The sequence below is a fragment of the Actinomadura gamaensis genome (assembly GCF_042652125.1).
In the GTDB taxonomy this organism is placed as follows: Bacteria; Actinomycetota; Actinomycetes; order Streptosporangiales; family Streptosporangiaceae; genus Spirillospora; species Spirillospora gamaensis.
In genome coordinates this window covers 375,839-400,431 of the sequence record NZ_JBHSIT010000006.1, presented here as the reverse complement: position 1 = coordinate 400,431, position 24,593 = coordinate 375,839, and the positions used below count along the sequence as shown (strand labels likewise).

The 24,593-nt window shown below is 72.5% G+C and carries 22 protein-coding genes and 3 tRNA genes; 18 read left to right on the top strand and 7 right to left on the bottom strand.

Translation table 11 applies throughout. The features are described 5' to 3' along the window. Positions 1 to 8: 8 nt before the first annotated feature. Positions 9 to 965: a MerR family transcriptional regulator gene (locus ACFPCY_RS22260; RefSeq protein ID WP_378258070.1), complete on the bottom strand. Its 957-nt coding sequence runs from the start codon at positions 963 to 965 to the stop codon at positions 9 to 11. A 68-nt stretch (positions 966 to 1,033) separates the two neighbouring features. Here ACFPCY_RS22260 and ACFPCY_RS22255 point away from each other — a divergent pair, with 68 nt between their 5' ends. Continuing rightward, the gene (locus ACFPCY_RS22255; protein WP_378258068.1) at positions 1,034 to 1,801 is read left to right on the top strand and encodes a maleylpyruvate isomerase family mycothiol-dependent enzyme; all 768 of its coding nucleotides are present in this window, start codon (positions 1,034 to 1,036) and stop codon (positions 1,799 to 1,801) included. 108 nt (positions 1,802 to 1,909) lie between these two features. Continuing rightward, entirely contained in the window at positions 1,910 to 3,148 is a 1,239-nt protein-coding gene (locus tag ACFPCY_RS22250) for a M20 metallopeptidase family protein (protein ID WP_378258067.1), read from the top strand. 69 nt (positions 3,149 to 3,217) lie between these two features. On the opposite strand, the gene ACFPCY_RS22245 is transcribed toward ACFPCY_RS22250, so the two are convergent. Together ACFPCY_RS22245 and ACFPCY_RS22240 are read right to left on the bottom strand one after the other, a co-directional pair. Further along, entirely contained in the window at positions 3,218 to 5,533 is a 2,316-nt protein-coding gene (locus ACFPCY_RS22245; protein ID WP_378258066.1) for an ATP-binding protein, read from the bottom strand. Positions 5,534 to 5,734: 201 nt separating this feature from the next. Then, positions 5,735 to 6,856, bottom strand: coding sequence for a TDT family transporter (locus ACFPCY_RS22240; protein WP_378258064.1), 1,122 nt, complete (start codon positions 6,854 to 6,856; stop codon positions 5,735 to 5,737). Between the two features lie 95 nt (positions 6,857 to 6,951). On the opposite strand from ACFPCY_RS22240, the gene ACFPCY_RS22235 reads away from it, so the two are divergent. Beyond that, positions 6,952 to 7,866 carry a LysR family transcriptional regulator gene (locus tag ACFPCY_RS22235; protein ID WP_378258063.1) on the top strand — a complete coding sequence of 305 codons (915 nt, stop codon included), beginning with the start codon at positions 6,952 to 6,954 and terminating at the stop codon, positions 7,864 to 7,866. 26 nt (positions 7,867 to 7,892) lie between these two features. Here the strand turns inward: ACFPCY_RS22235 and ACFPCY_RS22230 are convergent, their stop codons facing one another. Continuing rightward, complete coding sequence (locus ACFPCY_RS22230) at positions 7,893 to 8,471, bottom strand: YceI family protein (RefSeq protein ID WP_378258061.1); 579 nt, start codon at positions 8,469 to 8,471, stop codon at positions 7,893 to 7,895. A 367-nt stretch (positions 8,472 to 8,838) separates the two neighbouring features. Between ACFPCY_RS22230 and ACFPCY_RS22225 the strand changes: the two genes are divergently transcribed. The 5 genes from ACFPCY_RS22225 to ACFPCY_RS22205 all read left to right on the top strand — a co-directional run bounded on the left by ACFPCY_RS22225 (position 8,839) and on the right by ACFPCY_RS22205 (position 11,249). After that, on the top strand, positions 8,839 to 9,657 hold the full coding sequence (locus tag ACFPCY_RS22225) for a universal stress protein (RefSeq protein WP_378258060.1): 819 nt from the start codon (positions 8,839 to 8,841) through the stop codon (positions 9,655 to 9,657). Between the two features lie 121 nt (positions 9,658 to 9,778). Further along, on the top strand, positions 9,779 to 10,807 hold the full coding sequence (locus tag ACFPCY_RS22220) for a CHAP domain-containing protein (RefSeq protein ID WP_378258059.1): 1,029 nt from the start codon (positions 9,779 to 9,781) through the stop codon (positions 10,805 to 10,807). 161 nt (positions 10,808 to 10,968) lie between these two features. Next, positions 10,969 to 11,040, top strand: a tRNA-Gly gene (locus tag ACFPCY_RS22215). A gap of 28 nt (positions 11,041 to 11,068) precedes the next feature. Next, a tRNA-Cys gene (locus ACFPCY_RS22210) sits at positions 11,069 to 11,139 on the top strand. A 35-nt stretch (positions 11,140 to 11,174) separates the two neighbouring features. Beyond that, positions 11,175 to 11,249, top strand: a tRNA-Val gene (locus tag ACFPCY_RS22205). A 38-nt stretch (positions 11,250 to 11,287) separates the two neighbouring features. On the opposite strand, the gene ACFPCY_RS22200 is transcribed toward ACFPCY_RS22205, so the two are convergent. Together ACFPCY_RS22200 and ACFPCY_RS22195 are read right to left on the bottom strand one after the other, a co-directional pair. Continuing rightward, the gene (locus tag ACFPCY_RS22200) at positions 11,288 to 12,169 is read right to left on the bottom strand and encodes an ABC transporter permease (RefSeq protein ID WP_378258057.1); all 882 of its coding nucleotides are present in this window, start codon (positions 12,167 to 12,169) and stop codon (positions 11,288 to 11,290) included. Then, a complete protein-coding gene (locus tag ACFPCY_RS22195) occupies positions 12,166 to 13,110 on the bottom strand; it encodes an ATP-binding cassette domain-containing protein (RefSeq protein WP_378258055.1) in 945 nt (314 codons plus the stop codon). The genes ACFPCY_RS22200 and ACFPCY_RS22195 overlap by 4 nt, the downstream gene beginning before the upstream one ends. Positions 13,111 to 13,223: 113 nt before the next feature. Between ACFPCY_RS22195 and ACFPCY_RS22190 the strand changes: the two genes are divergently transcribed. After that, on the top strand, positions 13,224 to 13,949 hold the full coding sequence (locus tag ACFPCY_RS22190) for a TetR/AcrR family transcriptional regulator (RefSeq protein ID WP_378258054.1): 726 nt from the start codon (positions 13,224 to 13,226) through the stop codon (positions 13,947 to 13,949). A gap of 120 nt (positions 13,950 to 14,069) precedes the next feature. Here the strand turns inward: ACFPCY_RS22190 and ACFPCY_RS22185 are convergent, their stop codons facing one another. Next, entirely contained in the window at positions 14,070 to 14,684 is a 615-nt protein-coding gene (locus ACFPCY_RS22185; protein WP_378258052.1) for a TetR/AcrR family transcriptional regulator, read from the bottom strand. Between the two features lie 299 nt (positions 14,685 to 14,983). On the opposite strand from ACFPCY_RS22185, the gene ACFPCY_RS22180 reads away from it, so the two are divergent. The 9 genes from ACFPCY_RS22180 to ACFPCY_RS22140 all read left to right on the top strand — a co-directional run bounded on the left by ACFPCY_RS22180 (position 14,984) and on the right by ACFPCY_RS22140 (position 24,549). After that, on the top strand, positions 14,984 to 15,970 hold the full coding sequence (locus ACFPCY_RS22180; protein ID WP_378258050.1) for a TauD/TfdA dioxygenase family protein: 987 nt from the start codon (positions 14,984 to 14,986) through the stop codon (positions 15,968 to 15,970). Positions 15,971 to 15,973: 3 nt separating this feature from the next. Further along, complete coding sequence (locus tag ACFPCY_RS22175) at positions 15,974 to 16,816, top strand: ABC transporter permease (protein WP_378258048.1); 843 nt, start codon at positions 15,974 to 15,976, stop codon at positions 16,814 to 16,816. After that, the gene (locus ACFPCY_RS22170) at positions 16,789 to 17,724 is read left to right on the top strand and encodes an ABC transporter ATP-binding protein (protein WP_378258046.1); all 936 of its coding nucleotides are present in this window, start codon (positions 16,789 to 16,791) and stop codon (positions 17,722 to 17,724) included. Before ACFPCY_RS22175 ends, ACFPCY_RS22170 begins: the two co-directional genes overlap by 28 nt. After that, entirely contained in the window at positions 17,721 to 18,689 is a 969-nt protein-coding gene (locus ACFPCY_RS22165) for an ABC transporter substrate-binding protein (RefSeq protein WP_378258045.1), read from the top strand. Before ACFPCY_RS22170 ends, ACFPCY_RS22165 begins: the two co-directional genes overlap by 4 nt. Further along, a complete protein-coding gene (locus ACFPCY_RS22160) occupies positions 18,686 to 20,980 on the top strand; it encodes an arylsulfatase (RefSeq protein WP_378258043.1) in 2,295 nt (764 codons plus the stop codon). The genes ACFPCY_RS22165 and ACFPCY_RS22160 overlap by 4 nt, the downstream gene beginning before the upstream one ends. Positions 20,981 to 21,425: 445 nt before the next feature. Continuing rightward, complete coding sequence (locus ACFPCY_RS22155) at positions 21,426 to 22,460, top strand: glycosyltransferase family 2 protein (protein WP_378258042.1); 1,035 nt, start codon at positions 21,426 to 21,428, stop codon at positions 22,458 to 22,460. Between the two features lie 19 nt (positions 22,461 to 22,479). Next, positions 22,480 to 22,980, top strand: a complete 501-nt coding sequence (locus tag ACFPCY_RS22150; protein WP_378258040.1) for a GNAT family N-acetyltransferase — start codon at positions 22,480 to 22,482, stop codon at positions 22,978 to 22,980. A 71-nt stretch (positions 22,981 to 23,051) separates the two neighbouring features. Then, the gene (locus tag ACFPCY_RS22145) at positions 23,052 to 23,531 is read left to right on the top strand and encodes a hypothetical protein (protein ID WP_378258038.1); all 480 of its coding nucleotides are present in this window, start codon (positions 23,052 to 23,054) and stop codon (positions 23,529 to 23,531) included. A 196-nt stretch (positions 23,532 to 23,727) separates the two neighbouring features. Next, positions 23,728 to 24,549, top strand: a complete 822-nt coding sequence (locus tag ACFPCY_RS22140; protein ID WP_378258036.1) for an MOSC domain-containing protein — start codon at positions 23,728 to 23,730, stop codon at positions 24,547 to 24,549. Positions 24,550 to 24,593 lie beyond the last annotated feature (44 nt).

Below are 24,593 nucleotides of genomic sequence, written 5' to 3'. Positions count from 1 at the left end.
CGCCCTGCTCAGCGGAGGTTCCGATGCTCCCCCGGCCCGTCCTCCACGGCCCGGTCGAGCGCCTCGAACAGCCACAGGTGCGCCCGGCTGATCACGTGCGGGACGCCGGTGACGACCTCGGTGAGCGCCCAGTAGCGGACCATGCGGGGCTCCCGGTCGGCCTGGAGGTCCTCGGCCAGCTCGCCGCGGAACCCAGGCGAGTCCCGCGTCTCGCGCGCGGCGGCGTGGGCCGCGACGAACAGGTCCAGCTCCGGGCCGGGCTCCGGCGCGGCGCCCGCCAGCGCGAGCGGCGCCGTCCGGTCGCACGCCTCGGCCAGCCCGGTCAGCAGGGTCGGCTCGTCCCTGACCTTCTCGGCGTTGGCCAGCCGCCGCGCGCGCAGCATCGCCCGCAGCGACCGGTCCTGCGCGAGACCGACCAGCTCGGCGTAGGCGACGACCTGCTCGGGCGTCGGGTCCGGCGGCGGGGCGGGCACGGCCATGTCGAGCAGGGCGTCCAGGTACGGGCCGGAGTCGAGCGCCACGGCCTGCGCCCGCCAGAAGTCGGTGAGCAGCGCGTGCGCGGCGGACCCGTCCGCGACGGCGGCGAGCAGGTCCAGGCGCGCGGCCCGTCCGGCGGGATCTTCGGCTTCGGCCGCGCGCAGCGTCGCGCTGCGCCAGGCGAGCGCGGCCAGCTCGGCGTCCACGGCGGCCCGCTCGCGCGCGATCGCGGTCCCGAGATCGTCCTCACCCGCGAGGACGGACCGGATCGCGACCAGGCCCATGCCCAGCGCGCGCAGCCGCCGGATCGTCCGCAGCCGCTCCACCGCGTCCGGACCGAACCGCCGGTGCCCGCCGCCGCTGCGCACGGGCGTCAGCAGGCCCTCGTCACAGTAGAACCGGATCGTCCGCACGGCCACGCCCGTCCGCCGGGACAGCTCCCCGATGCCCAGCGAGGCCACTTGCGGCGTGACGTGGGTCACGGACACTTGAACCTCCAGCCGACTGGAGTTCCTACGGTACGGGTAACGGTCCCGCCACGCAGGAAGGGCAACCCATGGACATTCCCACCGAGGAACGGCTCGCCGAGGCGATGCGGCTCCACGCGTCCGCGTTCGGGCGCAAGGCGAGCGGCGGCGATCCCGGCATGACCGTGCCGACCTGCCCCGACTGGACGCTCCGCCAGCTCGTCGAGCACATCGGCGGGGCGCTGCCTGCGATGGCCGAGATGGTCGCGACGCGCGCGCGTGAGCCGATCCCCCAGGTGGTGCCGGACGGCATGACCCCCGACCGCTGGGAGGAGTGGCTGAGCGACGGCGCCGAGCGGCTCATCACCGCCGTCGAGAAGGCGGACCGGCCGGTCTGGAGCCCGTTCGGAGGCGACGTGCGCGCCGAGTTCTGGCTGCGGCGGCTGCTGCACGACACGACCGTCCACCACGCCGACGCCGCCTTCACGGTCGGCGCGGACTGGTCGCTCGACGCCGATCTCGCCGCCGACGGCGTCGCCGAGGGCCTCGACCTGGTCTGCTCGCCGGTCGTCGCGGAGCTGAACCCGAAGATCGCGGAGCTGCGCGGATCCGGCGAGACGCTCCTGTGGCGTCCCGAGGAGGACGGCCTGCCCGCCTGGCTGGTCACCCGCACGCCGGACGGCCCGCGCGTCACCGAGACCTCGGACGGCGCGGACGCCCGCGTCGTGGTCACCGCACCGGTCGCCGAGCTGTTCCTGCTGCTCAGCCGCCGGATCACCGCCGACGACCCGCGCGTGAAGGTCGCCGGCGACCGGGCGCTGCTCGACCACTGGACGTCGCTCACCGCCTTCGGCTGACGGCTCCGTCCGGCACCTCCCCTGCCGCGGGCCGGGGGCGCGGGCTAGCGTGGGACCAGAGATCGTTTCCGCGATCCGGAGATCGGTTCCAAGGTTCAGGAGGCGCCCATGTCCCCGTCCCCGGCCCCCGGCCCGGCCCTGCGCGCGGACGCCGCCGGGCTCCGCGACGAGCTGGTGCGGCTCCGCCGCGACCTCCACCGCGAGCCCGAACTCGGCCTGGACCTCCCGCGCACGCAGGAGAAGGTGCTCGCCGCCCTGGACGGCCTCCCGCTGGAGATCACGACGGGCGAGCGGCTCAGCTCCGTCACCGCCGTGCTGCGCGGCGGACGGCCCGGCCCGACCGTCCTGCTGCGCGGCGACATGGACGCGCTGCCCGTCACCGAGCGCGGCGACGCCGATCTCATCTCCCGCGTCGAGGGCCGCATGCACGCCTGCGGTCACGACCTGCACACGGCCATGCTCGCCGGGGCCGCCCGGCTGCTCGCGGACCGGCGCGAGAGCCTCGCGGGGAACGTCGTGTTCATGTTCCAGCCGGGCGAGGAGGGGCTCGGCGGCGCGCGGATCATGATCGACGAGGGCGTGCTCGACGCGTCCGGGGAGCGGCCGGTCGCCGCCTACGCGCTGCACGTCCTGTCGGCGGCCGCTCCGTCCGGGCTGTTCCTGACGCGCGGCGGGCCGATGCTCGCCGCCGCCGATCGGCTGCGCGTGACCGTCCGCGGACGCGGCGGCCACGGCTCGATGCCGCACCTGTCCAACGACCCGCTCCCGGCCGCCTGCGAGATGGTCGGCGCGTTGCAGACGCTCGTGACGCGCCGGTTCGACGCGTTCGACCCGGTGGTCCTCACCATCGGGACGTTCCACGCGGGCACCAGCGACAACGTGATCCCCGACGAGGTGAGGTTCGCCGGAACCGTCCGCTCGTTCTCCGGGCGCGCGCACGAGGAGCTGGCCGACCGCTGCGTCCGCCTCCTGCGCGGCATCGCGGACGCCTATGAGCTCGAACTCGATGTCGACTACGTGCAGGACTACCCGGTCACCGTCAACGACGCCGCCGAGGCCGCGTTCGTCGGCGAGACCGTGCGCGAGGCGTTCGGGGAGGAGCGCTACTTCGAGGCGCCGCGCCCGCTGCCCGCATCCGAGGACTTCTCGTTCGTGTGCGACGAGGTGCCGTCGGCGTTCGTCGCGCTCGGCGCGTGCCCGCCCGGCCTCGATCCCGCGAAGGCGGCCAACAACCACTCCCCCGAGGCGGTCTTCGACGAGGCCGTCCTTCCGGACGGCGCGGCCCTCTACGCCGAGCTGGCCGTCCGCCGCCTCGCCGCCGAATCCCGGTCGGCGCAGACCGACTGAGCCCGCCCGGGTTAGGGCGGCGGAGACCGACTGACCCGCCCGGGGCGGTGACGGCCCGACCATGCGGGGCTAGGAGTTGCGGGTGTACCAGGCGGCGATCTCGGCGCGGGAGGAGACGCACAGCTTGGCGAGGATGTGCTCGACGTGCGAGTCGGCGGTGCGCTTGGCGATGACCAGGCGGTCGGCGATCTCGCGGTTGGTCAGGCCCTGCGCGACCAGCTCGGCGATCTCCCACTCGCGCGGGCTGAGCACCGAGCGGGAGCGGCCCGCGGGCGCGTCGGCCGGCGGGCGCCGCTCGCCGGTCGCCTCGGCGACCACCGCGTCCAGCTCCATCCGCCCGCCCGCCTCGGCCGCCGCGCAGTACGCGTCGTCGCCGAGCTCGGCGCGGACGCCCTCCTTCACGACGCCGACGAGCACCGTGTAGGCCGGGCCGAACAGCACCGCGCCGCTGTCCTCGTACTGCCGCCGGGCCGCGCCGAACAGCACCGCCGCGCTCTTCGGCTCCTCCGTCGCGGCCAGGCAGCAGGCGATCGCCTCCAGGCACAGCGCCAGGCCGAGCCGGTTGTCGATCTCGGCCATGGTCCGCAGGCCGTCGCGGCCGGTGGCGAGGCCCTCCGCCGGGGCGCCGAGCAGCAGCAGCGCCAGGCAGCGCAGCGCACGCGCGTAAGCCTGGCCCCACACGTTGCCGTTCCGCTCGGTCTCGGCCTCCATCCGCACCGCGATGTCGCGGGTCGCGCCGGGCTCGCCCAGCGCGGCGTGCGCGACCCCGGCGAGCAGCGGCACGATCGACGAGATCACCTCGCCCGGACGCGTCTCGGCGAGCATCCGCTCGGCCTCGGCGAGCAGGTCGCGGCCGCGGGCCGGATCGTCCTCCTGGAGCGCGACGAGGCCCTCGGCGGCGCGCGCGTAGCCGAGCCCGCCGAGATCGCCGTCCGCGGGCGCGCGCTCGGCGACCGCCGCGGCCAGTCCGCGCGCGGCGGCCAGGTCCTTCTGGAAGACCGCGAGCAGCGCCGCGAGACCGGCCGCCTCCATCCACTCCGCCGTGTCGCCGATCGGGCGCGCGTCCAGCATCCGGCGCACCCAGTGCCGCGCCTCGCCGATGCGCCCGCGCAGGCAGAGCAGGCGGCCGTTCGCGATGAGGCTGCACAGGAGCGGCTCGTCCGGGATGGCGCGCAGCGCCCACTCGTGGACGGCCCGGATCCCGCTCTCCTCGCGCGCGTGCCATTCGAGCCAGTGCCGCTGCCGGGGGCCGCCCAGCTCGTCGTTCGCGCGCCGCAGCGTCTCGCCGAACCAGTCGAACGCGCGGGCCCGCGTCCGCTCGGCCTCGCCCAGCTCGTCCAGCCGCTCCCCGCCGTACTCGCGCAGCGTGTCGAGCATGCGGTAGCGGACCCGCCCGTCGCGTTCCACGCGCTGCACGATCGACTTGGCCAGCAGTCCCGAGACCAGGTCGAACACGGCCGCGGCGGGCAGCCGGTCGTCGCCGCAGACCTTCTCGGCGGTCTCCAGGTCGAAGTCGGCGGCGAGCACCGACAGCCGCGCCCACAGCAGGCGCTCGTCCGGGGAGCAGAGCTCGTGGCTCCAGTCGATCGCCGCGCGGAGCGTCTGATGCCGTTGCAGCGCGGTGCGGCGGCCGCGCACCTCCAGCGCGCGGCGGTCGAGCCGCTCCAGGATCTGCCGCGGCGACAGCGCCCGGACCTGCACGGCGGCCAGCTCGATCGCCAGCGGGATGCCGTCCAGCCGCCGGCACAGCAGCGCGACCGCCTCGCGCTCGTCGCCGGTGGCCGTCCAGCCGGGCACGACGGCGGACGCGCGGTCGGTGAACAGCGCGACCGCGCCCGGCTCCTCGTCGCTCGCGCCGTTCGCGCCGTTGGCGCCCTCCTCGCCGGGCACGGGGCTCGGCAGCGGCGCGACGACGAGCGTGTGCTCCCCGGCGATGTCGAGGGGCTGCCTGCTGGTGGCGAGCACGCGCAGATCGGGCGCGGCGCTCAGCAGCGTCTCGGCGAGCATCGCGCACGAGTCGATCTGGTGCTCGCAGGTGTCCATGACGAGCAGGCCCGGACGGCGGGCGAGGAGCTCGATGGCCGCGTCCAGCGGCTCGCCGCCCTGGTCGGGCAGGCCGAGCGCGTCCGCGATGACGCGGGCGACCAGCCCGGGCTCCGGCGCGGCGGTCAGGTCGACGAACCACACGCCGTCGGGCGGCCCGGCGGCGCGGGCGGCGCGGAGCGCGAGGCGCGTCTTGCCGACCCCGCCGGGACCGGTGAGGGTGACCAGCCGGCAGCGCGCGAGCAGGCGATCGATCTCGGCCAGCTCATCGCGGCGGCCGACGAAGCTGGTCAGTTCGGCCGGGAGGCGACCCGGCCGTTGGTGCAGTGTGCTCAGCGACACTGGGCGCCTCTTCCCACCGGCGCGCGGGCCGGTGACGGATGGGGGGACGTCGGTCGCATCGTACCCTCTGGAGCACGCCATGCAACCGTTCCGTCACCCCCGGTTCCGGCGCGTCCGAATCCCGTGGTCCGGTGGGGTGAGACGCTCGGGACGCGACCGCGCGCAAGGGGCGCGAGAGCCGTGCGGCAGGGGGCGCCTGGGTCAGCGGGGCGGGAGCAGGAGGCGGCCGGTGCGCAGGCCGCGCGCGGTGTTGGTCCCGGCCGCGAGCCAGCCGGCCGCGAGCAGGACGTAGAGCGCCACCGCCACCCAGGTCATCGCGTCGAGACCGGTCGCCTTGGCCAGCGCGGACGCGCCGGTCACGCACGTCCCGACGGGGAAGGTGAAGGCCCACCAGGTCATGGCGAACGGCATCCCGGACGCGAACGCCCGGCGGTTCGCGGCGAGGCACAGCACCAGCCAGACCAGCGCGAACCCCATCACCGGCACCCCGTACAGAACGCCGAACGCGCGCATCGCCCCGGCGTACTCGGGCGCTGTGGCGGGGGCCGCGACGCCGAGCGCGCCGACCGCCGTCGTGGACTGGCCGAGCGGCCCGAGCACGAGGAAAAGCGTCGGGGTGAGCGTCAGCGGGGCGAGCTTGTCGTGCGCGAGCCGGTGCCAGACGCCCGGTAGAAGGACGAGGGTGAGCATCAGGCTGGCGCCGAACATCGCGTAGCAGCCGTAGAGCATGGTCTCGCGCGCCTGGCCGGACGGGAGGTGCGGGATGAGCGCGGGGCCGGTCGCCGCGGCGACCATCGGCGCGACCACGGGCAGCAGCCAGGTCGGGTTCGCGGTTCCGGGCTTGATCTCGTGGCGGGTGGCCATCAGATACGGGATGCCGAACGCGACGAGCAGGGAGTAGAGCGTGCCCGCCGTCCACAGGACCCCGTCGACCGTGACGGCGGCCCGCTCGCCCAGGACGTCCCGTCCGACCGCGAGGGTGCCCGCGCCGACCGCCAGCAGCGCCATCGGCGGGCAGCCGTAGAAGACGGCGGTCGCGGGGTTCTCCAACAGCATCGCGCGCGCCTCGGCCCGATGCCGGACGAAGTGGACGACCCGGGCGGCGCCGAGCGCGACGAGCATCGCGAACCCGAGCGCCCAGAACGCCACCGCGTAGCCGTGCCGGCCCGGGAACGCCACGGGCAGCGCGTTCACGCCGTTCGCCATGATCGCCGTGCCCATGACGGCGGCGTACCAGTTCGGCCCGAGATGCCGGAAGACCTCGGCCGGGCGGCCGAGGTCCCCCAGCACGACCCGCTGCGGCGGTGCGACGGTGATCCCCATGGCGTCCAGACTGGCGCGGACCGGAAAGGATCACTAGTGGTCACGGCCCTATGAGGCCATAAGGCGCGGTTATGACTCGGGGCTAGACTGGCATCATGCCGCTGTCCCGACGCGTCCCCGACCTGGCCGCCCTGGAGCTGCTGCTCGCGGTCGTCCGGCTGGGCAGCGTGGGGCGCGCGGCGGCGGAGCTCGGCGTCACCCAGCCCGCCGCGAGCGCGCGGATCCGGTCGATGGAGCGGCAGCTCGGCATGCCGCTCCTGGAACGCTCGCCGCGCGGCTCGCGGCCCACCCAGGCGGGCGCGCTGGTCGCCGAGTGGGCCCAGCAGGTGGTGGACGCGGCGCACGCCCTGGACGCGGGCGTCGCCGCACTGCGCGAGAAGCGCGACGGACGGCTGCGCCTGGCGGCCAGCCTCACCGTCGCCGAATATTTGATGCCGGGCTGGCTGGTGGCGCTGCGGGAGTCCCGTCCGGACACGGCGGTGACGCTGCGCGCGGCGAACTCGACCGACGTCGCCGAGCTCGTGCGCGCGGGGGAAGCGGATCTCGGGTTCGTGGAGGGCGCGCGCAAACCGGCCGGGCTCAGCGGGGCCGTCGTGGCCGCCGACCGGCTCGTCGTCGTGGTCGCGCCCCGGCATCCGTGGGCGCGCCGCCGGTCCGGGATCACACCCGAGGAACTGGCCACGACGCCGCTGATCCTGCGCGAGGAGGGGTCGGGGACGCGTGAGGTCCTGGACCGGGCGCTCGCCGCGCACGGCGGCGCCGCACCGCCGATGCTCCAGCTCGCGTCCACGACGGCACTCAAGGGATCGGCGGTCTCGGGGGCGGGGCCGGTGGTGGTGAGCGAACTGGCCGTCGCCGACGAGCTGGCCCGGGGACGGCTGGTCGAGGTCCCGGTGCTGAACCTCGATCTGTCGCGTCCGCTGCGGGCGGTCTGGCCTGCGGGAACGCGCCCGGCCGGGCCCGCCCGCGACCTGCTGTCGCTCTGCCGGAACCCGGCCGCCGCACCCTGATCCCTGGCGCCGGCGGCAGTCTCGGCCTAGCCGCCCGTCCTGACGAACTGGATCTCCAGCTGGATCGCGATGGCGTCGCCGAGGACGACCTTGTCGCCCTGGAGCGGGATGTTGAACTCGATGCCGAAGTCGCGGCGGCTGATCTCGGTGGTGGCCGTGAAGCCCGCCCGGACGCCGCCCCACGGGTCCCCGCTGACACCGTGGAACTCCGAGAGCAGCCGGACGGGGCGGGTGACGCCCCGGACGGTCAGCTCGCCGTCCACGTGGAAGCGCGGCGTGCGGGCCCGCCGGCCGATCGTGGCGCGTTCCAGGCCGGTGCTGGCGAAGGTCATCACGGGGTACCGCTCGACGTCCAGGAAGTCCCCGGACCGGACGTGCGCGTCCCGCTCGGCGTTGCGGGTGTCGAGGGAGGCCAGCCTGATCTCCGCGCACGCGGACGAGGCGAACGGGTCGGCGGCGACGAGCGCCTCGCCGGAGAAGTCGGGGAACGTCCCGCGCACGGTCGTCATCAGGTGCCGGACGCTGAAGGTGATCTCGGAATGGGCGGGATCGATCGTCCAGCGGCCGGGCGTCAATCCGGGCGCTACGGCATCCAGCGTCAACATTCCCCCAAATGTCTACATTTCACGCAGCGGACGTGAATCTACCGCAGAACCATCCAGACAAGACCATCGCGACCGCCCCCACCTGCGCACATGCCCCGTCGGCCGTCCCCAGCCAGGCGCAGTTCGCCTCCCGCTCGCCTCCGGCGCAACTCCAACGCGGGACCAGCGCGGAGCCAGCGCGGAGCCAGCGCGGAGCCAGCGCGGAGCCAGCGCGGAGCCAGCGCGGGGCCGACGCGGGACCGGCGCAGGGCCAGCGCGGAGCCAGCGCGGGACCGGCGCAGGGCCGACGCGGGACCGGCGCAGGGCCGACGCGGGGCCAGCGCGGGGCCGGTCGCATGGCCGCTGAGGAGCCGGGAAGGATCAGGACGTGATCGGACAACACGTCCTCGCCGGGTACGCGGCGGGCGCGGGTGGCCGCGAGGCGCTGCGGCTGGCCCGGGCCGTCGTGGCGCACACCGGCGGCCGGCTGACCGTCGTCCACGTCCACCCGCCGGACCGTCCGGCCGCCGCGGGCGAGGCGCTCGCCGTCCTCAAGCAGGCCGAGGAGCTGCTCGCCGAGACCGCGCCCGAACTGTCCGCCGACTTCGTCGCGCAGGAGGCGCGCGGGGTGGGACGCGGCCTGTCCACGCTGGCCAGCCGGTCGGGCGCGGACCTGATCGTGATCGGCTCCCCGGAGGGCGGCGCGCACGGCCGGGTCGCGATCGGCGCGCCCGGCGACATGCTGCTGCACGCCTCGCACGAGGCCGTCATGCTCGCCCCGGCCGGATACGACCCGCCCGAGCGGCTGTCGCGCATCACCCTGTCCTACGTGCGCCGTCCCCAGGCGGACGAGGCCGTCGAGCGCACCGCGCAGGCGGCCCTCGCCCTGGACGTCCCGCTGCGCCTGATCACCCTCGCGGTCGGGGACGACGAGCCGCGCGGACGCCTCCGCGACGATCTCGCCCTCGCCATCCGCTACGCCCAGGAGTCGTCCGGGCTGCCCGCCGACCAGGTGACGGCAGAGCTGGCCGAAGGCGACGACGTGGCGGACGCACTGGCAGACGTCGCCTGGCCGGAAGGGGAACTCCTAGTCCTGGCCAGTTCCGAGGACGCCTCCGCACATCAGGTCTTCCTAGGGGAGATGGCGTTGAAGGTCCTGCGGGCGGCCACGAGCCCGGTCGCGGTCCTCCCAAGGGGCTACTCGTGAGGTAGTCACGACCGACCCCCACCCAGATAGCCCAGGATGACCGTTTCAGCCCGAACAACTTGCGGCCTCGAATTTACCTTCGCTACATTCCGTCGAGATCGTCACGTGACCTTGGAGCGCCATGGACCCCATCGGCGGAAAGCTGCTCGACGTCGCCCGGAAGCAGATCGGCTACCAGGCGAAGGACGACGGCTACTCGAAGTACGGCGAGTGGTACCGCAAGACCGTCGACGGTGACCACGACTCGTACTTCTCGACCGCACCCTGGTGCGACATGTTCCTCGCCTGGGCGGCGCAGCAGGCGGGCGTCGCCGAGCAGGCGGGCCAGTTCGCCTCGACCGTCGACCACGCGAAGTGGTTCCAGAAGCAGGGCGCGTTCGGGCACAAGGCCGAACCGGGCGCCCTGGTCTTCTTCGACTGGTCGGGCAGCGGTGACGTCGACCAGATCGACCACGTCGGGCTCGTCGAGTCGGTCGACGGCGACTGCCTGCACACGATCGAGGGCAACACCGACGGCGGCCAGCTCATCCGGCACACCCGGTGCGACGACGGCATGGTCGTGGGCTACGGGTACCCCGGCAAGGTCAGGACGCCGGAGACGTCGGAGAAGTACGCGCCCAAGCACGCCGCTCCCCCGGCCCCGGTGCAGAACATCGGCGCCGCGCACGACGCGTCCGTCCCGGCGGCACGGCACCGTCCGGCGCCGGCGGCGCGCCACGAGCACGACGCGACCCTGCCCTCGCAGGAGGTCGTCATGGGCGGCGTCCTGGCGCTCATCCTCTGTGGAACGGTCGCATTGACCGCCGGGAAGGCCGCGGCGGCCCGCGCCGCCGAGATGGCTCCGGAACGCGCGCCCATCCGCGTCCGCAAGCGCGGCAAGCACCACCGCCCGGCCGTCCCCGTCGCCCTCCCGGCCGACGTCACCCCCGCCGACCTCGACGCCGCCGCCAGCGAGACGACGGTCATGCCCGCGCTGTCCCTGGCCGCCGCGCACGAGGCCGAGGACCGCGAGTTCTGGGGCCGCATCGCCCACCTCAAGGAGGACGAGGACCTGGCCTTCTGGGACGAGCTGCACGCCGAGTCGACGCTCACGTCCGCCCTGTCCCGCGCACTGGCCACCGGCACGGACGGAGCGCCTCGGCCCCTGTGACGACGGACGGAGCGCCTCCGGCTCGACCGTGACCATCGCCCGCCGAACGGCCGCGCGGCGGGCGGGGCGGGACGTGAGGCACGCCGCGCGGCCATCGAGTAGGCATCCGCTCGAGAGTTCGGCTAAAGTTAACGACGTCGCCGGGGGAACCCGGAGGGCACGCGGAAGTGGCTCAGGGGTAGAGCATCACCTTGCCAAGGTGAGGGTCGCGGGTTCGAATCCCGTCTTCCGCTCTGAGAGGCCGTCAGCCGGTCTCGCTCTGGTGGAGTGGCCGAGAGGCGAGGCAACGGCCTGCAAAGCCGTGTACACGGGTTCAAATCCCGTCTCCACCTCTGCGCCGTGCAGCCCCACGCGAGAGCACGAGCCCGGGCGATTAGCTCAGTGGGAGAGCGCTACCTTGACACGGTAGAGGTCACTGGTTCAATCCCAGTATCGCCCACCACCCACCCCAGGTGCGGACCGCGGTCCCCTGGGGTTTCTTCATCTCCCCCACCGGGTGTGGGCGCGCACCGAGAGCGGGACGAACACCAGCAGCAGCCCGGCCGACCAGAGCAGCACGGCGATCACCGGATGCTCCACCGGCCACGCCATGTTCCCGTGATGCGCGGTGTTCGCGATCTGCTCCGTGTGCGCGGCGTGCGCGGCGTGCGCCGTCTGCGAGCCGGGGCCGCCGAACAGGTTCCGCGCGGCGGCGGTGATCGCGCTCACCGGGTTCCAGTCGCAGACGAGCCGGAGCCACGCGGGCATGCCGTCCGTCGGGACGAACGCGTTGGACAGCATCGTGACCGGCAGGAACAGCGGCACCAGCTGCGCGGCGAGCCGCTCGTCCTTCACCAGGAGCCCGAGGTAGACGCCGAGCCAGCCGAGCGCGTACCGCAGCAGGACGATCAGCAGGAAGGCGGCGGCCGTGAGCGCCACGCCCCGGTGCGGACGCCAGCCGACGAGCAGGCCCGCCCCGACCATGAGCGCCAGCAGCGGCAGGCCGGTCACGGCGTCGGCGCCGGTTTGCGCGAACGGCACGGCGAGCCGAGCCGTCGGCATCGAGCGGAACCGGTCCATCACGCCCCGGGACGCGTCGGCGGCCATGCGCGTCATGACCCCCTGGGCGGCGGTGAACACCACCATCGCGAACAGTCCGGGCATCAGGTACTCGCGGTAGTCGCCGCCGCCCGGCACCTCGATCGCGCTGCCGAAGACGTACCCGAACAGGACGACCATGACGACGGGGAAGAGCAGCGCGGCGACGATCTGTCCCGGTTCCGCCTTGAGCCGGGCGAGCTCGCGTCCGATCAGCGTCAGCCCGTCGCCGAACAGGCGGACGATCGCGGACGGACGCCGCCCGGGCGTGGTCACGACGGTCATCGGACGCTCTCCTCGCGTTCGGTCAGGCGCAGGAACACCTCGTCGAGGGTCGGGCGGCGCAGCCTCACGTCGGCCACCGCCACCCCGGCGCGGTCGAGTTCGCGGACGGCCTCGGCGAGCCGGGGCCCGCCGCTCGGCAGCGGCACGCTGAGCCGGTCGCGGTCGGTCATCGCGGGATCGGCGCCGGCCAGGCCGTGCAGCACGGTCGCGGCCGGGCGGAGCCCCGCCGGATCCTCCAGGACGACGTCCAGCCGGTCTCCGATGGCGGCCTTCAGCTCGTCCGGAGTGCCCTCGGCGATCACCCGGCCCTCGTCCACGACGGCGATCCGATCGGCGAGCCGGTCGGCCTCGTCGAGGTACTGGGTGGTGAGCAGGACGGTCGTGCCGTCCGCGACCAGCGCCCGGACGGCGTCCCAGATCTCGCCGCGCCCGCGCGGGTCGAGGCCGGTGGTCGGCTCGTCGAGGAAGAGGACGTCGGGACGCTGGAGGAGGCAGGTGATCAGGTCGAGCCTGCGGCGCATGCCGCCGGAGTAGCCGGCGACGCGGCGGTCGGCGGCGTCCGCGAGGCCGAAGCGGTCGAGCAGCTCGTCCGCGCGGCGGCGCGCCTCGCGGCGGGGCAGGTGGTAGAGCCGCCCGAACAGGCGCAGGTTGGCGCGGCCGGTGAGCTGCTCGTCCACGGCGGCGTACTGGCCCGCGAGCCCGATCCGCTCCCGGACCCGGCCCGGCTCGCGGACGACGTCGTGCCCGGCGACGACCGCCCGTCCGGCGTCCGGATCGGACAGGGTCGCCAGGATGCGCACGGCGGTCGTCTTCCCCGCGCCGTTCGGCCCGAGCAGGCCGCAGACGGTCCCCTTCGGGACGCTCAGATCCAGGCCGCGCAGGGCCCGGACGCCGCCGAAGGACTTGCGCAGTCCCTCGGCGAGCACCATCGGATCGGTCATGAACCCCTCCACTGGGTATCTTGTACGCAGAGAGAGGCTAGTTACCGGGTACAGCGTACGCAAGAGGTTCGCCGGGAAAAGTGGGTACCGCGTACGCAAGTGAGGGGAGTGCGGTGCCGGACGCCGAGTACGTCAACATCTGGATGCGCCCTGAACGTCCGGCGCGCGGGCCGAAACCCGCCTACAGCCGGGCGCGGATCGCCGACGCGGCGATCCGGCTCGCCGACCGGGAGGGGCTGGAGGCCGCGACGATGCGGCGCATCGCCGCCGAGATCGGCGCGGGCGCGATGTCCCTGTACCGGTACGTCCCGAGCCGCGACGACCTCGTCGAGCTGATGGCCGACCGGCTGATGGGCGAGATCGACCTCGCCGGCGTCCCGTCCGGCGACTGGCGCGCCGACCTGACGCGCTACGCGGACGGGACGCGCGCGATGTGGCTGCGGCACCCGTGGATCGCCACCGCGAACCGGTCGCTGCCCGGCTACGGCCCCAACCAGCTGCTCCTGATCGAGCGCGTGATGGGCGTGCTCGACCCGTACGTCTCCCTGGACGAGAACCTCGCGCTCATGGCGATCCTGAACGGCTACGTCGAGGGCGCGGCCCGCGACGAGGTCACGACGGCCGAGGAGATCCGCCGCAGCGGCCTCAGCGAGGAGGAGTGGACGGCGCGCAACCACCCCTACATCCAGCACCTGATGGAGAGCGGGAAGTATCCGATCTTCACCAGGATCGCCATGGAGGCGCGCCAGCCGCGGATGAGCCGCGACGAGCAGTTCCGGCACGGCCTGGAACGCGTCCTCGACTGCATCGCCGCCGCCCTCCCCCGGCCACCCGAGTGAGCACCGGAAGTCCGTCCGGGCGGCGTTGGGGCCGGGAGGCCGCAGGGCGCCGTTGAGGCCAGGAGGTCGTTGAGGTCAGGGCGCCGTTGAGGCCAGGAGGCCGTCAGGGCGCCGTTGAGGTCAGGAGGCCGTCAGGGCGCCGTTGAGGAAGACGTCGATGGCCTCTTCGACGGGGATCGCGGTCTCGCCGACCGGGCGCGAGCGGCCGAACGCGAGGCTCATGAACATCGCGGCGATCTTCTCGGGCGGAAGGCGCAGGGCGTCGCGTTCGGGCTCGAAGAGCTCGGCGAGCGCCTCCAGCGTGCGCTCCATGGCGGCGGCGCGGTCGAGGCCCGCGTCGGCGTGCTCGCCGCCTCCGTGCCGGCCGCGCTCCTTGCGCCCGGTGGAGAACAGCGCGCCGATGACCATGCCCATGCGGGCGAGGTAGGCGTCGATCGCCGCGGCGGCCTCGATGAGGCGCTCGGCGAGCGGACGGTCGAGGGAGATCGCGCGGATCTCGCCGAGGACGTGGTCGTTGCGCAGCACCTCGGCCACGCAGGCGTCGAGCAGCTCGTCCTTGTCGGTGAAGACGCGGAAGATCGTCGCCTCGCCGATGCCGGCGGCGCGCGCGATCTGGCCGGTGGTGACGGCGGTGCCGTGCTCGGCGACCAGCGGGAGCGCCGTCCGCACGATCATCTCCCGGCGTTCTTCCGGGCTCATGCCGGGCGCCCGGCGGCGGGTGGGTGTGGTCTCCATAGCGGCCACTGTACGGAGTGAGTACTCACTCCGTCAAGCGCGTCCCACTTCCCGTATTTCCATACTTTTTTGGTTGACTTTGTTGGGTCAGATGCGTACGGTCGGTGGCGTGACCAGGACGTACGCGCTCACCAGCCGCCGCGACGTGGACTTCTGCCGCGTCGCCGCCGCGCTCTGTCGCCACTGAGTCGTCCCCTCCTCTTCCCCCCTTCTCTTCTCTTCTCGGCCGACGGCCGTCCGCACCGGCGCGGACCGGCTCGCCGAGCCCTGCCCGCACGACCCCGAAACGAGGGACCCCCATGTCTTCACCCCTGCTCACGTCCGCCGTGGAGGTGTCGCCCGTCGCCGGACGGATCGGCGCCGTGGTGTCCGGCGTCCGGCTCGGCGGCGACCTGCCGGACGAGACCGTCGCCGAGATCCGCGCGGCGCTGCTCGCGCACAAGGTGATCTTCTTCCGCGGCCAGGACCACCTCGACGGCGAGGGCCAGACCGCGTTCGCCCGCCGGCTCGGCCCGCTGACCACCGCGCACCCGACCGTCCCCGGCCTGGACGGCGACGGCCGCATCCTCGACCTGGACTACACCGGCGGCGCGGGCGGCGCCGAGCACTGGCACACCGACGTGACGTTCGTGGACGCGCCGCCCGCCGCGTCCGTGCTGCGCGCCGTGACGATCCCGCCGCACGGCGGCGACACGAGCTGGGCGAACACGGCCGCCGCCTACGAGTCGCTGCCCGCCGAGCTGCGCGACCTCGCCGACCGGCTGTGGGCGCTGCACAGCAACCGGTTCGACTACATCGTGGCCGCGCATCCGCAGAGCGAGGAGGGCCGCCGGCGCGCGGAGGTCTTCAGCTCGGTGACGTACGAGACCGAGCACCCGGTCGTCCGCGTCCATCCCGAGACCGGCGAGCGGACGCTGCTGCTGGGCGGGTTCGCGCGGTCCCTGCTCGGGTTCTCGCCGCAGCAGTCGGCGACGCTGATCAAGCTGTTCCAGGAGCACGTCACGCGGCTGGAGAACACCGTCCGCTGGACGTGGGCCGAGGGCGACGTGGCGGTCTGGGACAACCGGGCGACCCAGCACCGGGTGGTCAACGACTTCGGCGACCAGCCCCGGCGCCTGCAGCGCGTCACGGTCGTCGGGGACGTGCCGGTGTCGGTGGACGGGCGTCCGAGCGTGTCCCGAAGCGGCGACGCGAGCGCCTACAACGGCCGTGACACCGGCCGCGACACTGGCCGCGACATTTCGGCCGGCGAAAGCGTCGCCGTCGGTAGCTCGGATGCGGGCTGAGCGATGACGACCCTCACCACCCCGCCGGGCACCGCCGCGGAGGTCTCCGCGGCGGGGCCCTCCCCCGCGCGCGCAAGACGCCGAACCGTGCCGCGCGGCCTGCGCAGGCTCCTCGGTCCGGTGCTGTTCCTGGTCCTCTGGCAGCTCGGGTCGTCCACCGGGCTGCTCGACGCGCAGACGCTGGCCGGTCCGTCGGTCGTGGCGAAGACCGGCTGGCACCTCGTCCAGGACGGCACGCTCGGCCACCACCTGTGGGTGTCGCTGCGGCGCGCCGCCGCCGGGCTGGTGCTCGGCGTGCTGGCCGGCCTCGCCGTCGCGCTCGTCGCCGGGCTCTTCCGGCTCGGCGAGGACGTTCTGGACGGGACGATGCAGATCCTCCGCTCGATCCCGATCCTGGCGCTGACGCCGCTCGCGATCCTGTGGTTCGGGATCGGCGAGGAAGTGAAGATCATCCTGGTCGCGCTCGGCTGCGCGTTCCCGGTCTACATCAACACGCACGCGGCGATCCGCGGCGTGGATCCGAGGTTCGTCGAACTCGCCCGCACGCTGCGGATCGGACGGCTCGGCCTCGTCCGGCGGGTCGTGCTGCCCGGCGCGCTGCCCGGCTTCTTCGTCGGGCTGCGCTTCTCGGTCACCATCGCCTGGCTGGTGCTGGTGGTCAGCGAGCAGATCAACGCCGACAGCGGGATCGGCTTCCTGATGACGCAGGCGCGCGAGTTCTCCCAGACCGACGTGATCGTGGTCGGGCTGGCGGTCTACGCCGTGCTCGGCCTGGTCTCGAACGGGCTGGTCAGCGTGGTGGAGAGGAGGGCTCTGCGATGGCGTCCCAGCTTCGAGGGCAGCTGAGCGCGACCGACCCGGCCAGCGCGACCGACTTGACGGGCGCGGCCGACTTGACGGGCGCGGCCGACTTGACGGGCGCGGCCGATCCGACGCGCGTGGCGGACGCGACGATCGTCCGGGGGCTTCGCCGGGCGTTCGACGGGCGGACGGTGCTGAACGGCATCGACCTGACGATCTGTCCGGGCGAGTTCGTGGCGTTGCTCGGGCGCAGCGGGTCGGGCAAGAGCACCCTGTTGCGCGTTCTGGCCGGTCTGGACACCGAAGCCGACGGCGAAGTCGACGTCCCGTCCCGTCATGCCGTGGTGTTCCAGGACGCCCGCCTACTGCCTTGGGCTCGCGTTCTCGACAACGTGGTGCTCGGACTAGGGCGTTCCGAGCGCGGACGCGGCGAACGAGCGCTCGCCGAGGTCGGTTTGGCCAAACATGAGCGCGCGTGGCCGTCCACGCTTTCCGGAGGGGAAGCTCAGCGGGCTGCGCTCGCACGCGCGCTCGTACGCGAACCCGAACTGCTGCTTCTGGACGAGCCGTTCGGCGCGCTCGACGCACTCACGCGGATACGCATGCACGCGCTGCTACGTGAACTCGTCGCGCGACACCGTCCGTCCGTGCTCCTGGTCACGCATGACGTGGACGAGGCGATCGTGCTAGCAGACCGGGTGCTCGTCCTCACCGAGGGCCGCATCTCCTTGGACGTGCAAGTGGGTGTTCCGCATCCGCGCAGACGCCATGACGGGGCGTTCGCCTCGTTGCGCGCGCGTCTGCTCGCGGAACTGGGCGTCCAGGACGACGCCGATGACCACGCGGATCCCGACCCGGTCTTCGACACGAGTTCGGATTTCGGCGCGGATCTGGACGCGGATTTCGAAAGTTCGCCTTCCGGCGACGACACAGACAGCGAGAACGACAAATGAGAAAGACCCTGACCGCGATCGGCGTCGCCTCCACCGTGGCCGTGGCGGCGACCGCCTGCGGGACGTCCGACGCCAGTTCGGAGACCACGCTGCGGGTCGGCAGCCTCGGCGCGACCGAGAAGGCGCTGTTCCTGGCGGCGGGACAGGACAAGGGCACCTCGTACCGGATCAAGTGGAGCACCTTCCCGGCCGGTCCGCAGCTCGTCGAGGCGGAGAAGGCGGGCGCGGTGGACGTGGGGCTCGCGGCGAGCACGCCGTCCATCTTCGCGCAGGCGTCCGGCGCGCCCATCAAGGCTGTCGCGGTGCTGAAGCCGAGGAATCCGGCCCTGTCCGCGCAGGCGATCCTCGTTCCCAAGGATTCGCCCATCAAGACGGTCGCCGATCTCCGCGGCAAGAAGGTCGCGGTGACGCAGGGCACGATCCTGCAATATCTGCTCATCAAGGCGCTCGCCAAGAACGGCCTTTCCTACAAGGACGTGAAGCCCGTCAACCTCCAGATCCCGGACGCGCTGACCGCGTTCAAGCGCGGCGACGTGGACGCCTGGTCGACCATCGACCCGTACAGGGCGCAGGCGGAGGGCCTGCTCGGCGCCCGCGCCATTGAGACGGGAGCCGGCTACGGTGTCGGTGCGTTTTATTCGATCGCCCGAGCGAAGGCCGTGGGCGACGCCAAGCTGAGCCCCGCACTACGCGATTTCGTGAAGAGGACGGCCAAGGCGCACGAGTGGGCCAACGCCAATCCGGACGCGTGGGCCAACGCCTACAGCAAGGCCAACAACGTGCCCTTGCCTCTCGCCAAGGCGCTCCTCGGGCGAGGCTCGGCCGTCGAGACCCAGATCAGCGCTTCCGTCATCGCCGACCAGCAGGCTCAGGCGGACTCCTATTTCCAGCTCGGGCTGCTTCCGCGCAAGCTCGACGTCCATGAGGAGTTCGACACCCGCTTCAATTCGGAGTTCGCGTCATGACCTCTCGAACCCGCCGCTATCCCGGCCACGGCGCCGAGGTCGGACGAACCGTCGCGGAGTCCCGTCCCTGGTGGCCCGAGGCCGGAGCCGGGGAGGGCGCGCCCAACGTCGTGATCGTCCTGCTGGACGACATGGGCTACTCGGATGTCGGCCCCTTCGGCGCGGAGATCGAGACGCCGACGCTGGACCGGCTCTCCGAGCGAGGCCTGCGCCTGACCAATTACCACACCAATCCGCTGTGCTCACCGTCCCGTGCGGCCCTGCTCACCGGGCTGAATCCGCACCGCGCGGGATACGGCTTCGTCGCCAACGCCGATCCGGGTTTCCCCGGTTACACCTTCGAGATCGCGGACGACGTTCCGACGCTGGCCGAGACGTTGCGCGCAGGCGGCTATGCGACGTTCGCCGTCGGAAAGTGGCACCTCACCAAGGACGCCACCATGAACGACGGCGCCGCCCGGTCGTCCTGGCCCACGCAACGCGGATTCGACAGGTTCTACGGAATCCTTGAGGGCCTGACGAGCCTGCACCATCCGCATCGACTCATTCGGGACAACTCTCCGGTCGAAATCGACTCCTATCCGGAGGGCTACTACCTGACGGACGATCTCACGGATGAGGCGATCGGGCTCCTCAAGGGCCTGCGTGCGAACTCGCGCAAGCCGTTCTTCCTGTACTTCGCGCACCCTGCGGTGCATGGACCGTTGCAAGCGAAAGCGTCCGACATCGCGAAGTATCGCGGCCGGTATGACGGTGGCTGGGACGCCCTGCGCGACGAGCGTTTCGCACGCCAGATCGCGAACGGGCTCTTCCCCGAAGGGACGGCCCTGCCGCCGCGCAACAGCGAGCAGTTCCTGGACGTTCCCGCCTGGGACTCGCTTTCCGAGGAGGACCGCTCGCTGTTCGTCCGCTACCAGGAGGTCTACTCCGCGATGGTGGACAACGTGGACCAGAACCTCGGGCGGCTCCTCGCCACGATCGAGGCCCTCGGCGAACTGGACAACACCATCGTCATCTTCACGTCCGACAACGGCGGCACCGGGGAAGGCGGAATCCGCGGTACGCGAAGCTACTTCGCGCAGTTCCTCTCCAGGGTCGGCCTACCGGACGACTGGGAAACAGACGTCGCCCGCGATCCGGAGCTCATCGGCGGTCCGCGCACGATGGTGCACTACCCGCGCGGATGGGGAATGTCGTCGAACACCCCGTTCCGCCTCTACAAGGGGCAGACGCACGCGGGCGGCGTGCGGGTCCCGTTCATCATTTCGTGGCCGCGCGGGTTGGCGGACGAAGCGGGCGGCGTCCGCACCCAGTTCCAGTACGTCACGGACGTTCTGCCTACGGTCCTGGAGCTGACCGGCGTTCCGCGTCCGTCCGATGGGGTGAAGTCCTTGGACGGCGTCAGTTTCGTGGCGCCCCTACGGGATGCTTCGGCGGCGAGCACGCACCCGGAGCAGTACGCCGAGATGACCGGGAACCGCGCGTACTACCGGGACGGCTGGAAGCTCGTCACGCTGCACCGTCCGGGCCGTCCGCACGACGAGGATCCGTGGGAGCTGTACGACCTGCGTACCGACCCCACGGAGACCAACGATCTGGCCGCCGAGCATCCGGACCTGGTGAAGGAGCTGGCAGCCGCGTGGGAGGAGGCCGCCTGGCAGAACCAGGTGTTCCCTCTGGACGACGGCACCGGCTACCTCTGGACGGCCCGTCCCCCTTCAGAGGACGCCTTCCGAGAGCCCGTCACGCTGCTCCCCGGAACTCCGCACCTGGAGCGCTACCGTTCGGCCCGGCTGGTGGCCTTCCGCGATTTCGACGTCGATGTGCGTGTGACGCACGAAGCCGACGCCTCCGGCGTGCTGTTCGCGCACGGCGACCAGGGCGGCGGCTACAACCTGTACGTCGAGGACGGCCACCTCTGGTTCGCCTACAACGAGTACGGCGTCCTGTACGAGGTCGATCTGGGGGCGCTGGAGGCGGGCCCGCAGGCGATCACCGTTTCGGCGTCCGCGCTGGAGGGCTACCGCTGGGATTTCGCCTTCACCGTCAACGGTTCTCTGGCCGGACGCCTCGGCGGAGTCCAGATGCTCATCGGCATGGCTCCGATGCAAGGCATCGACGTGGGCATCGACCGCCGCTCCCCCGTGTCGTGGCCGCTCTACGAACGCCACGGCGCGTTCCCCTACACGGGCGCTCTCGAATCGGTCACCTACCGTCCGGGCGCGCCCGCGCACTACGACCCGCAGGAGGTGTTGGCCGCGCTGCGCGCGGCGGCGGCAGCCTACGAGTGAACGCCTGCACACGAGTGACGGCGTACGAGTGACATAGGCGCTGACCAGCCGAACCTTCGAGTTATCCACAGATTCGGCGTCGACTGTTCCCCGGTGTGCCGGGCGGCCCACGATGGTCCGTGAGCCCGAACCGGCACACCGGAAAGGAACAGATCATGCACGGAGGATTCCCGGGGATCGGCGTCAGCACGCTGGTCTACGGCGCGGTCTGGATCGCCACGACCACCGCCCGCGCCCTGACCCGCCTGCGGGGTGCCCGATGACCACCCCGCCCCTCACGACCACCCCCATCCCGTCCCCGATCCCTGCCCCGAACCCGACGCCTTCCCCGCACCCGACGCCTTCCCCGTCCTCGGCGCCGCCCCCGTCCGGGGCGCCCGTCCCCACCTCGCCCACTTCGGCACCCGCCCCTGCGCCGTCGACCACGGGGACGCCGACGATCACCGTGATCGTCCCGGCCCACGACGAGGAGGCGGGCCTTCCCGCCACCCTGGTTTCGCTGCGCCGGCAGACCGTCCCGCCGGACCAGATCATCGTGGTGGACGACGCGTCCGCCGACGGCACCGGCGAGGTGGCCCGCGCCCACGGCGCGACCGTCCTGCGCCCCGACCGCTGCACGGGCAGCAAGGCCCGCGCGCAGAACTACGCCCTCCCCCACTGCACCGGCGACCTGATCCTCGCCGTGGACGCCGACACCGTCCTCGCCCCCGACTACATCGAGCGGCTGCGGCCGGTATTCGCCGACCCTGGCGTGGTGATCGCGGCGGGCAACGTCCAGGCCCGCTTCGCGCGCACCGTCTGGGAACGCGGCCGCTCCGTCGAGTACCTGTTCGGCTTCCACTTCCAGCGTCCCATCCAGCAGGGCGCGGCGAGCCCGATGGTGTGCTCGGGCTGCTGCTCGGCGTTCCGCCGCGACGTGCTGACCGCGTCCGGCGGCTTCCCCGAACGCACCATCGTCGAGGACATGGACGCCACCTGGAGCCGGCAGATCGAGGGCCACCGCGCCGTCTACGTCCCCGAGGCGGTCGCGTGGGCCGCCGATCCCGCGACCCTCCCCTACCTGCGCCGCCAGGTCTGGCGGTGGATGGCCGGGTTCTTCCAGAACGTCCGGCTGCATCTGCGCCCGATGGCGCGCCGCAAACCCATGCTCGCGCTCTGGGTCGTCCTGGCCGTCCTGGAGATCCTGCTCGCCCCGCTGTGGTGGCTGACACCCGTCCTGCTCACGACGGCCGGGCACGTCCGGCCCGCCATCGCCGTCGCCCTGTGGCTGGGCGGCGAGTTACCGCTGCTGGTGGCCACGCTGCTGCACGCCGCCCGCAAGCGGAACCTGCCGCCCCTCCAGGTCCTCGGCAACGTGCCGTGCCTCTACGCGATCCGCGCCGTCAATACCTACTACGCCTGGAAAGCCATGATCATAGAACTCGTCCTCGTCCCCCTGGGCTTCGCGAAATCCCTGACCACCTACCACAAAGGCCGTTGACCAGACCCCGGAGACGACCATGCCCCTGCACATCCGCCCGATGACCCCGGCCGACGCCCCCGAAGTCCTGGCGATCTACCAGTCCGGTCTGGACACCGGCGACGCGAGCTTCGAGACCACCGCCCCCACCTGGGAGTACTTCGACAAGTCGAAACTTCCCGAGCACCGCTACGTGGCCACCGATCCCACGACCGGCAAAGTGATGGGCTGGGTGGCCGTCTCCCCGGTGTCGCCCCGTCTCGTCTACGCCGGAGTGGTGGAGCCCAGCATCTACGTCGACCCGTCCTACCGGGGCCGAGGCGTGGCCGCCGCGCTCCTCGACACCCTGATCGAGTCCACCGAGGCCGCCGGCATCTGGACCCTCCAGTCGGGCGTCTTCCCGGAGAACGAGCCCAGCCTCCGCCTCCACGAGAAGGCCGGCTTCCGCACCGTGGGCGTCCGCCACCGCATAGCCCGCCACCGCGGCCGCTGGCGCGACGTCATCCTCCTCGAACGCCGCAGCAGCACGGTCGGCCAATGACCCCCGAAGAAACGTCCCCGCCCCGGCACGACGACGCGGCTCCGTCGACCGTTGGAACGCTCGCGCGGTCGATGCATGAGCTGGCGCTTCAGCTGGACCGACCCGGATCACCGGAAGAGTTCACGGTCGTCCTGCCTTCTCCGGGGCGAGAGGACCTCGCCGCGCTTCAGGCGCTCGAACGTGAGGGCGCGCCGCCCGCGCTGCTCGAGATGTACAGCAGCCTCGTCGAGGCGTCCTTGCTCGACCTGCACTACGGCTTCCGGATCGATCCGGCCGAGACGGTGCTCGCGGGAATGCGCGGCGACAAGCCGACTCGACTGACCGGCGCGCGGGACGACGCCATCGTCGTGTTCGGCACGGACGGCGGTGGGTCGTTCTTCGCCGTCAGCCGTACGACCTCAGTGGTCTACCAGCTGACCGGCGGAGCGTGGATCCGCGACACCTATGACGCGGACGAAGGCCACGCCCAGATCTTCGCGTCCGATCCCAGCGACTTCCTGAAGCACCTTGAGGCCCTTCTCAAGGACGAAGTGGAGGCGAACCGAACGTAGCCGACGACGCGAGCGGAGACGAGACGGAAGAAGGTGAGACGAAGGGGGTGAGGCCGCGAGGCGGGTGCCGGACTGCTCGGCTGGTGAGCATGTCGACAAGGCTTTCTGACGAGTTGGTGTCAGGTAACGGCGTCTGAGCTGGCCAGTTCGGTGCGGGGGTCTTTAGCTTGGGGCCGGGGCGTCGAGGGGAGCTCGGATGGCCGTTGTCGCGGGGTTGTACACGTATCCGGTCAAGGGATGTGCGGGGGTGGCCGTCCGCGAGGTCGCGCTGGCGGAGGCCGGCTTGGCGCATGACCGCAGTTTCATGGTGATCGGGGAGGACGGGGTCTTCCGGAGTCAGCGTCGCGACCCTCGGCTGGCGGCCGTGCGTCCGGAGGTCGGTGCGGACGGAACCCGGCTGACGCTGCGAGCTCCCGGGATGGACGCGTTGCACGTCGAGGTCCGGGTGGACGCCGAGCAGCGGGGTGTGGAGTTGTTCGGGGTCGCATATCGCGGCATCGACCAGGGGGACGCCGCCGCGCGGTGGCTGAGCGAGATGCTCGGCAAGCCGAGCCGGATGGTCCGGGTGCCACCGGATCATGGCCGGGTGACGGACGGGTTGACACCCGGCACGTCCGGCTATGCGGACAGCAGTGCCGTGCATCTCGTGTCGCGGGCCAGCCTCCGGGAGCTGAACGGACGGATAGACGGAGAGGAGGTGCCGATGAGCCGGTTCCGGCCGAACATCGTGGTCGACGGCTGGGATTCGCCGCACCTGGAGGATTCGGCTCGCCGGATCGCCATCGGCGGCGTGGAACTGGGTTACACCAAGCTCGCCATCCGGTGCGCCGTCACGACGATCGACCAGGCCGCCGGGGTCAAGGCGGGGCATGAGCCGCTGCGGACGCTCGCGTCCTACCGCCGGGCCGCGGCGGGTGGGGTGGCGTTCGGTACGAAGTTCTCCGTGCTGCGCACCGGCAAGCTGGAGTTGGGGATGGAGGTGACCGTCACCGAGTGGGGAGCGTCGGAGCTCAGATGACCGGCCCAGCGCTGGAGGGCCAGGCAAAGCGTAGGGGCGCGGCG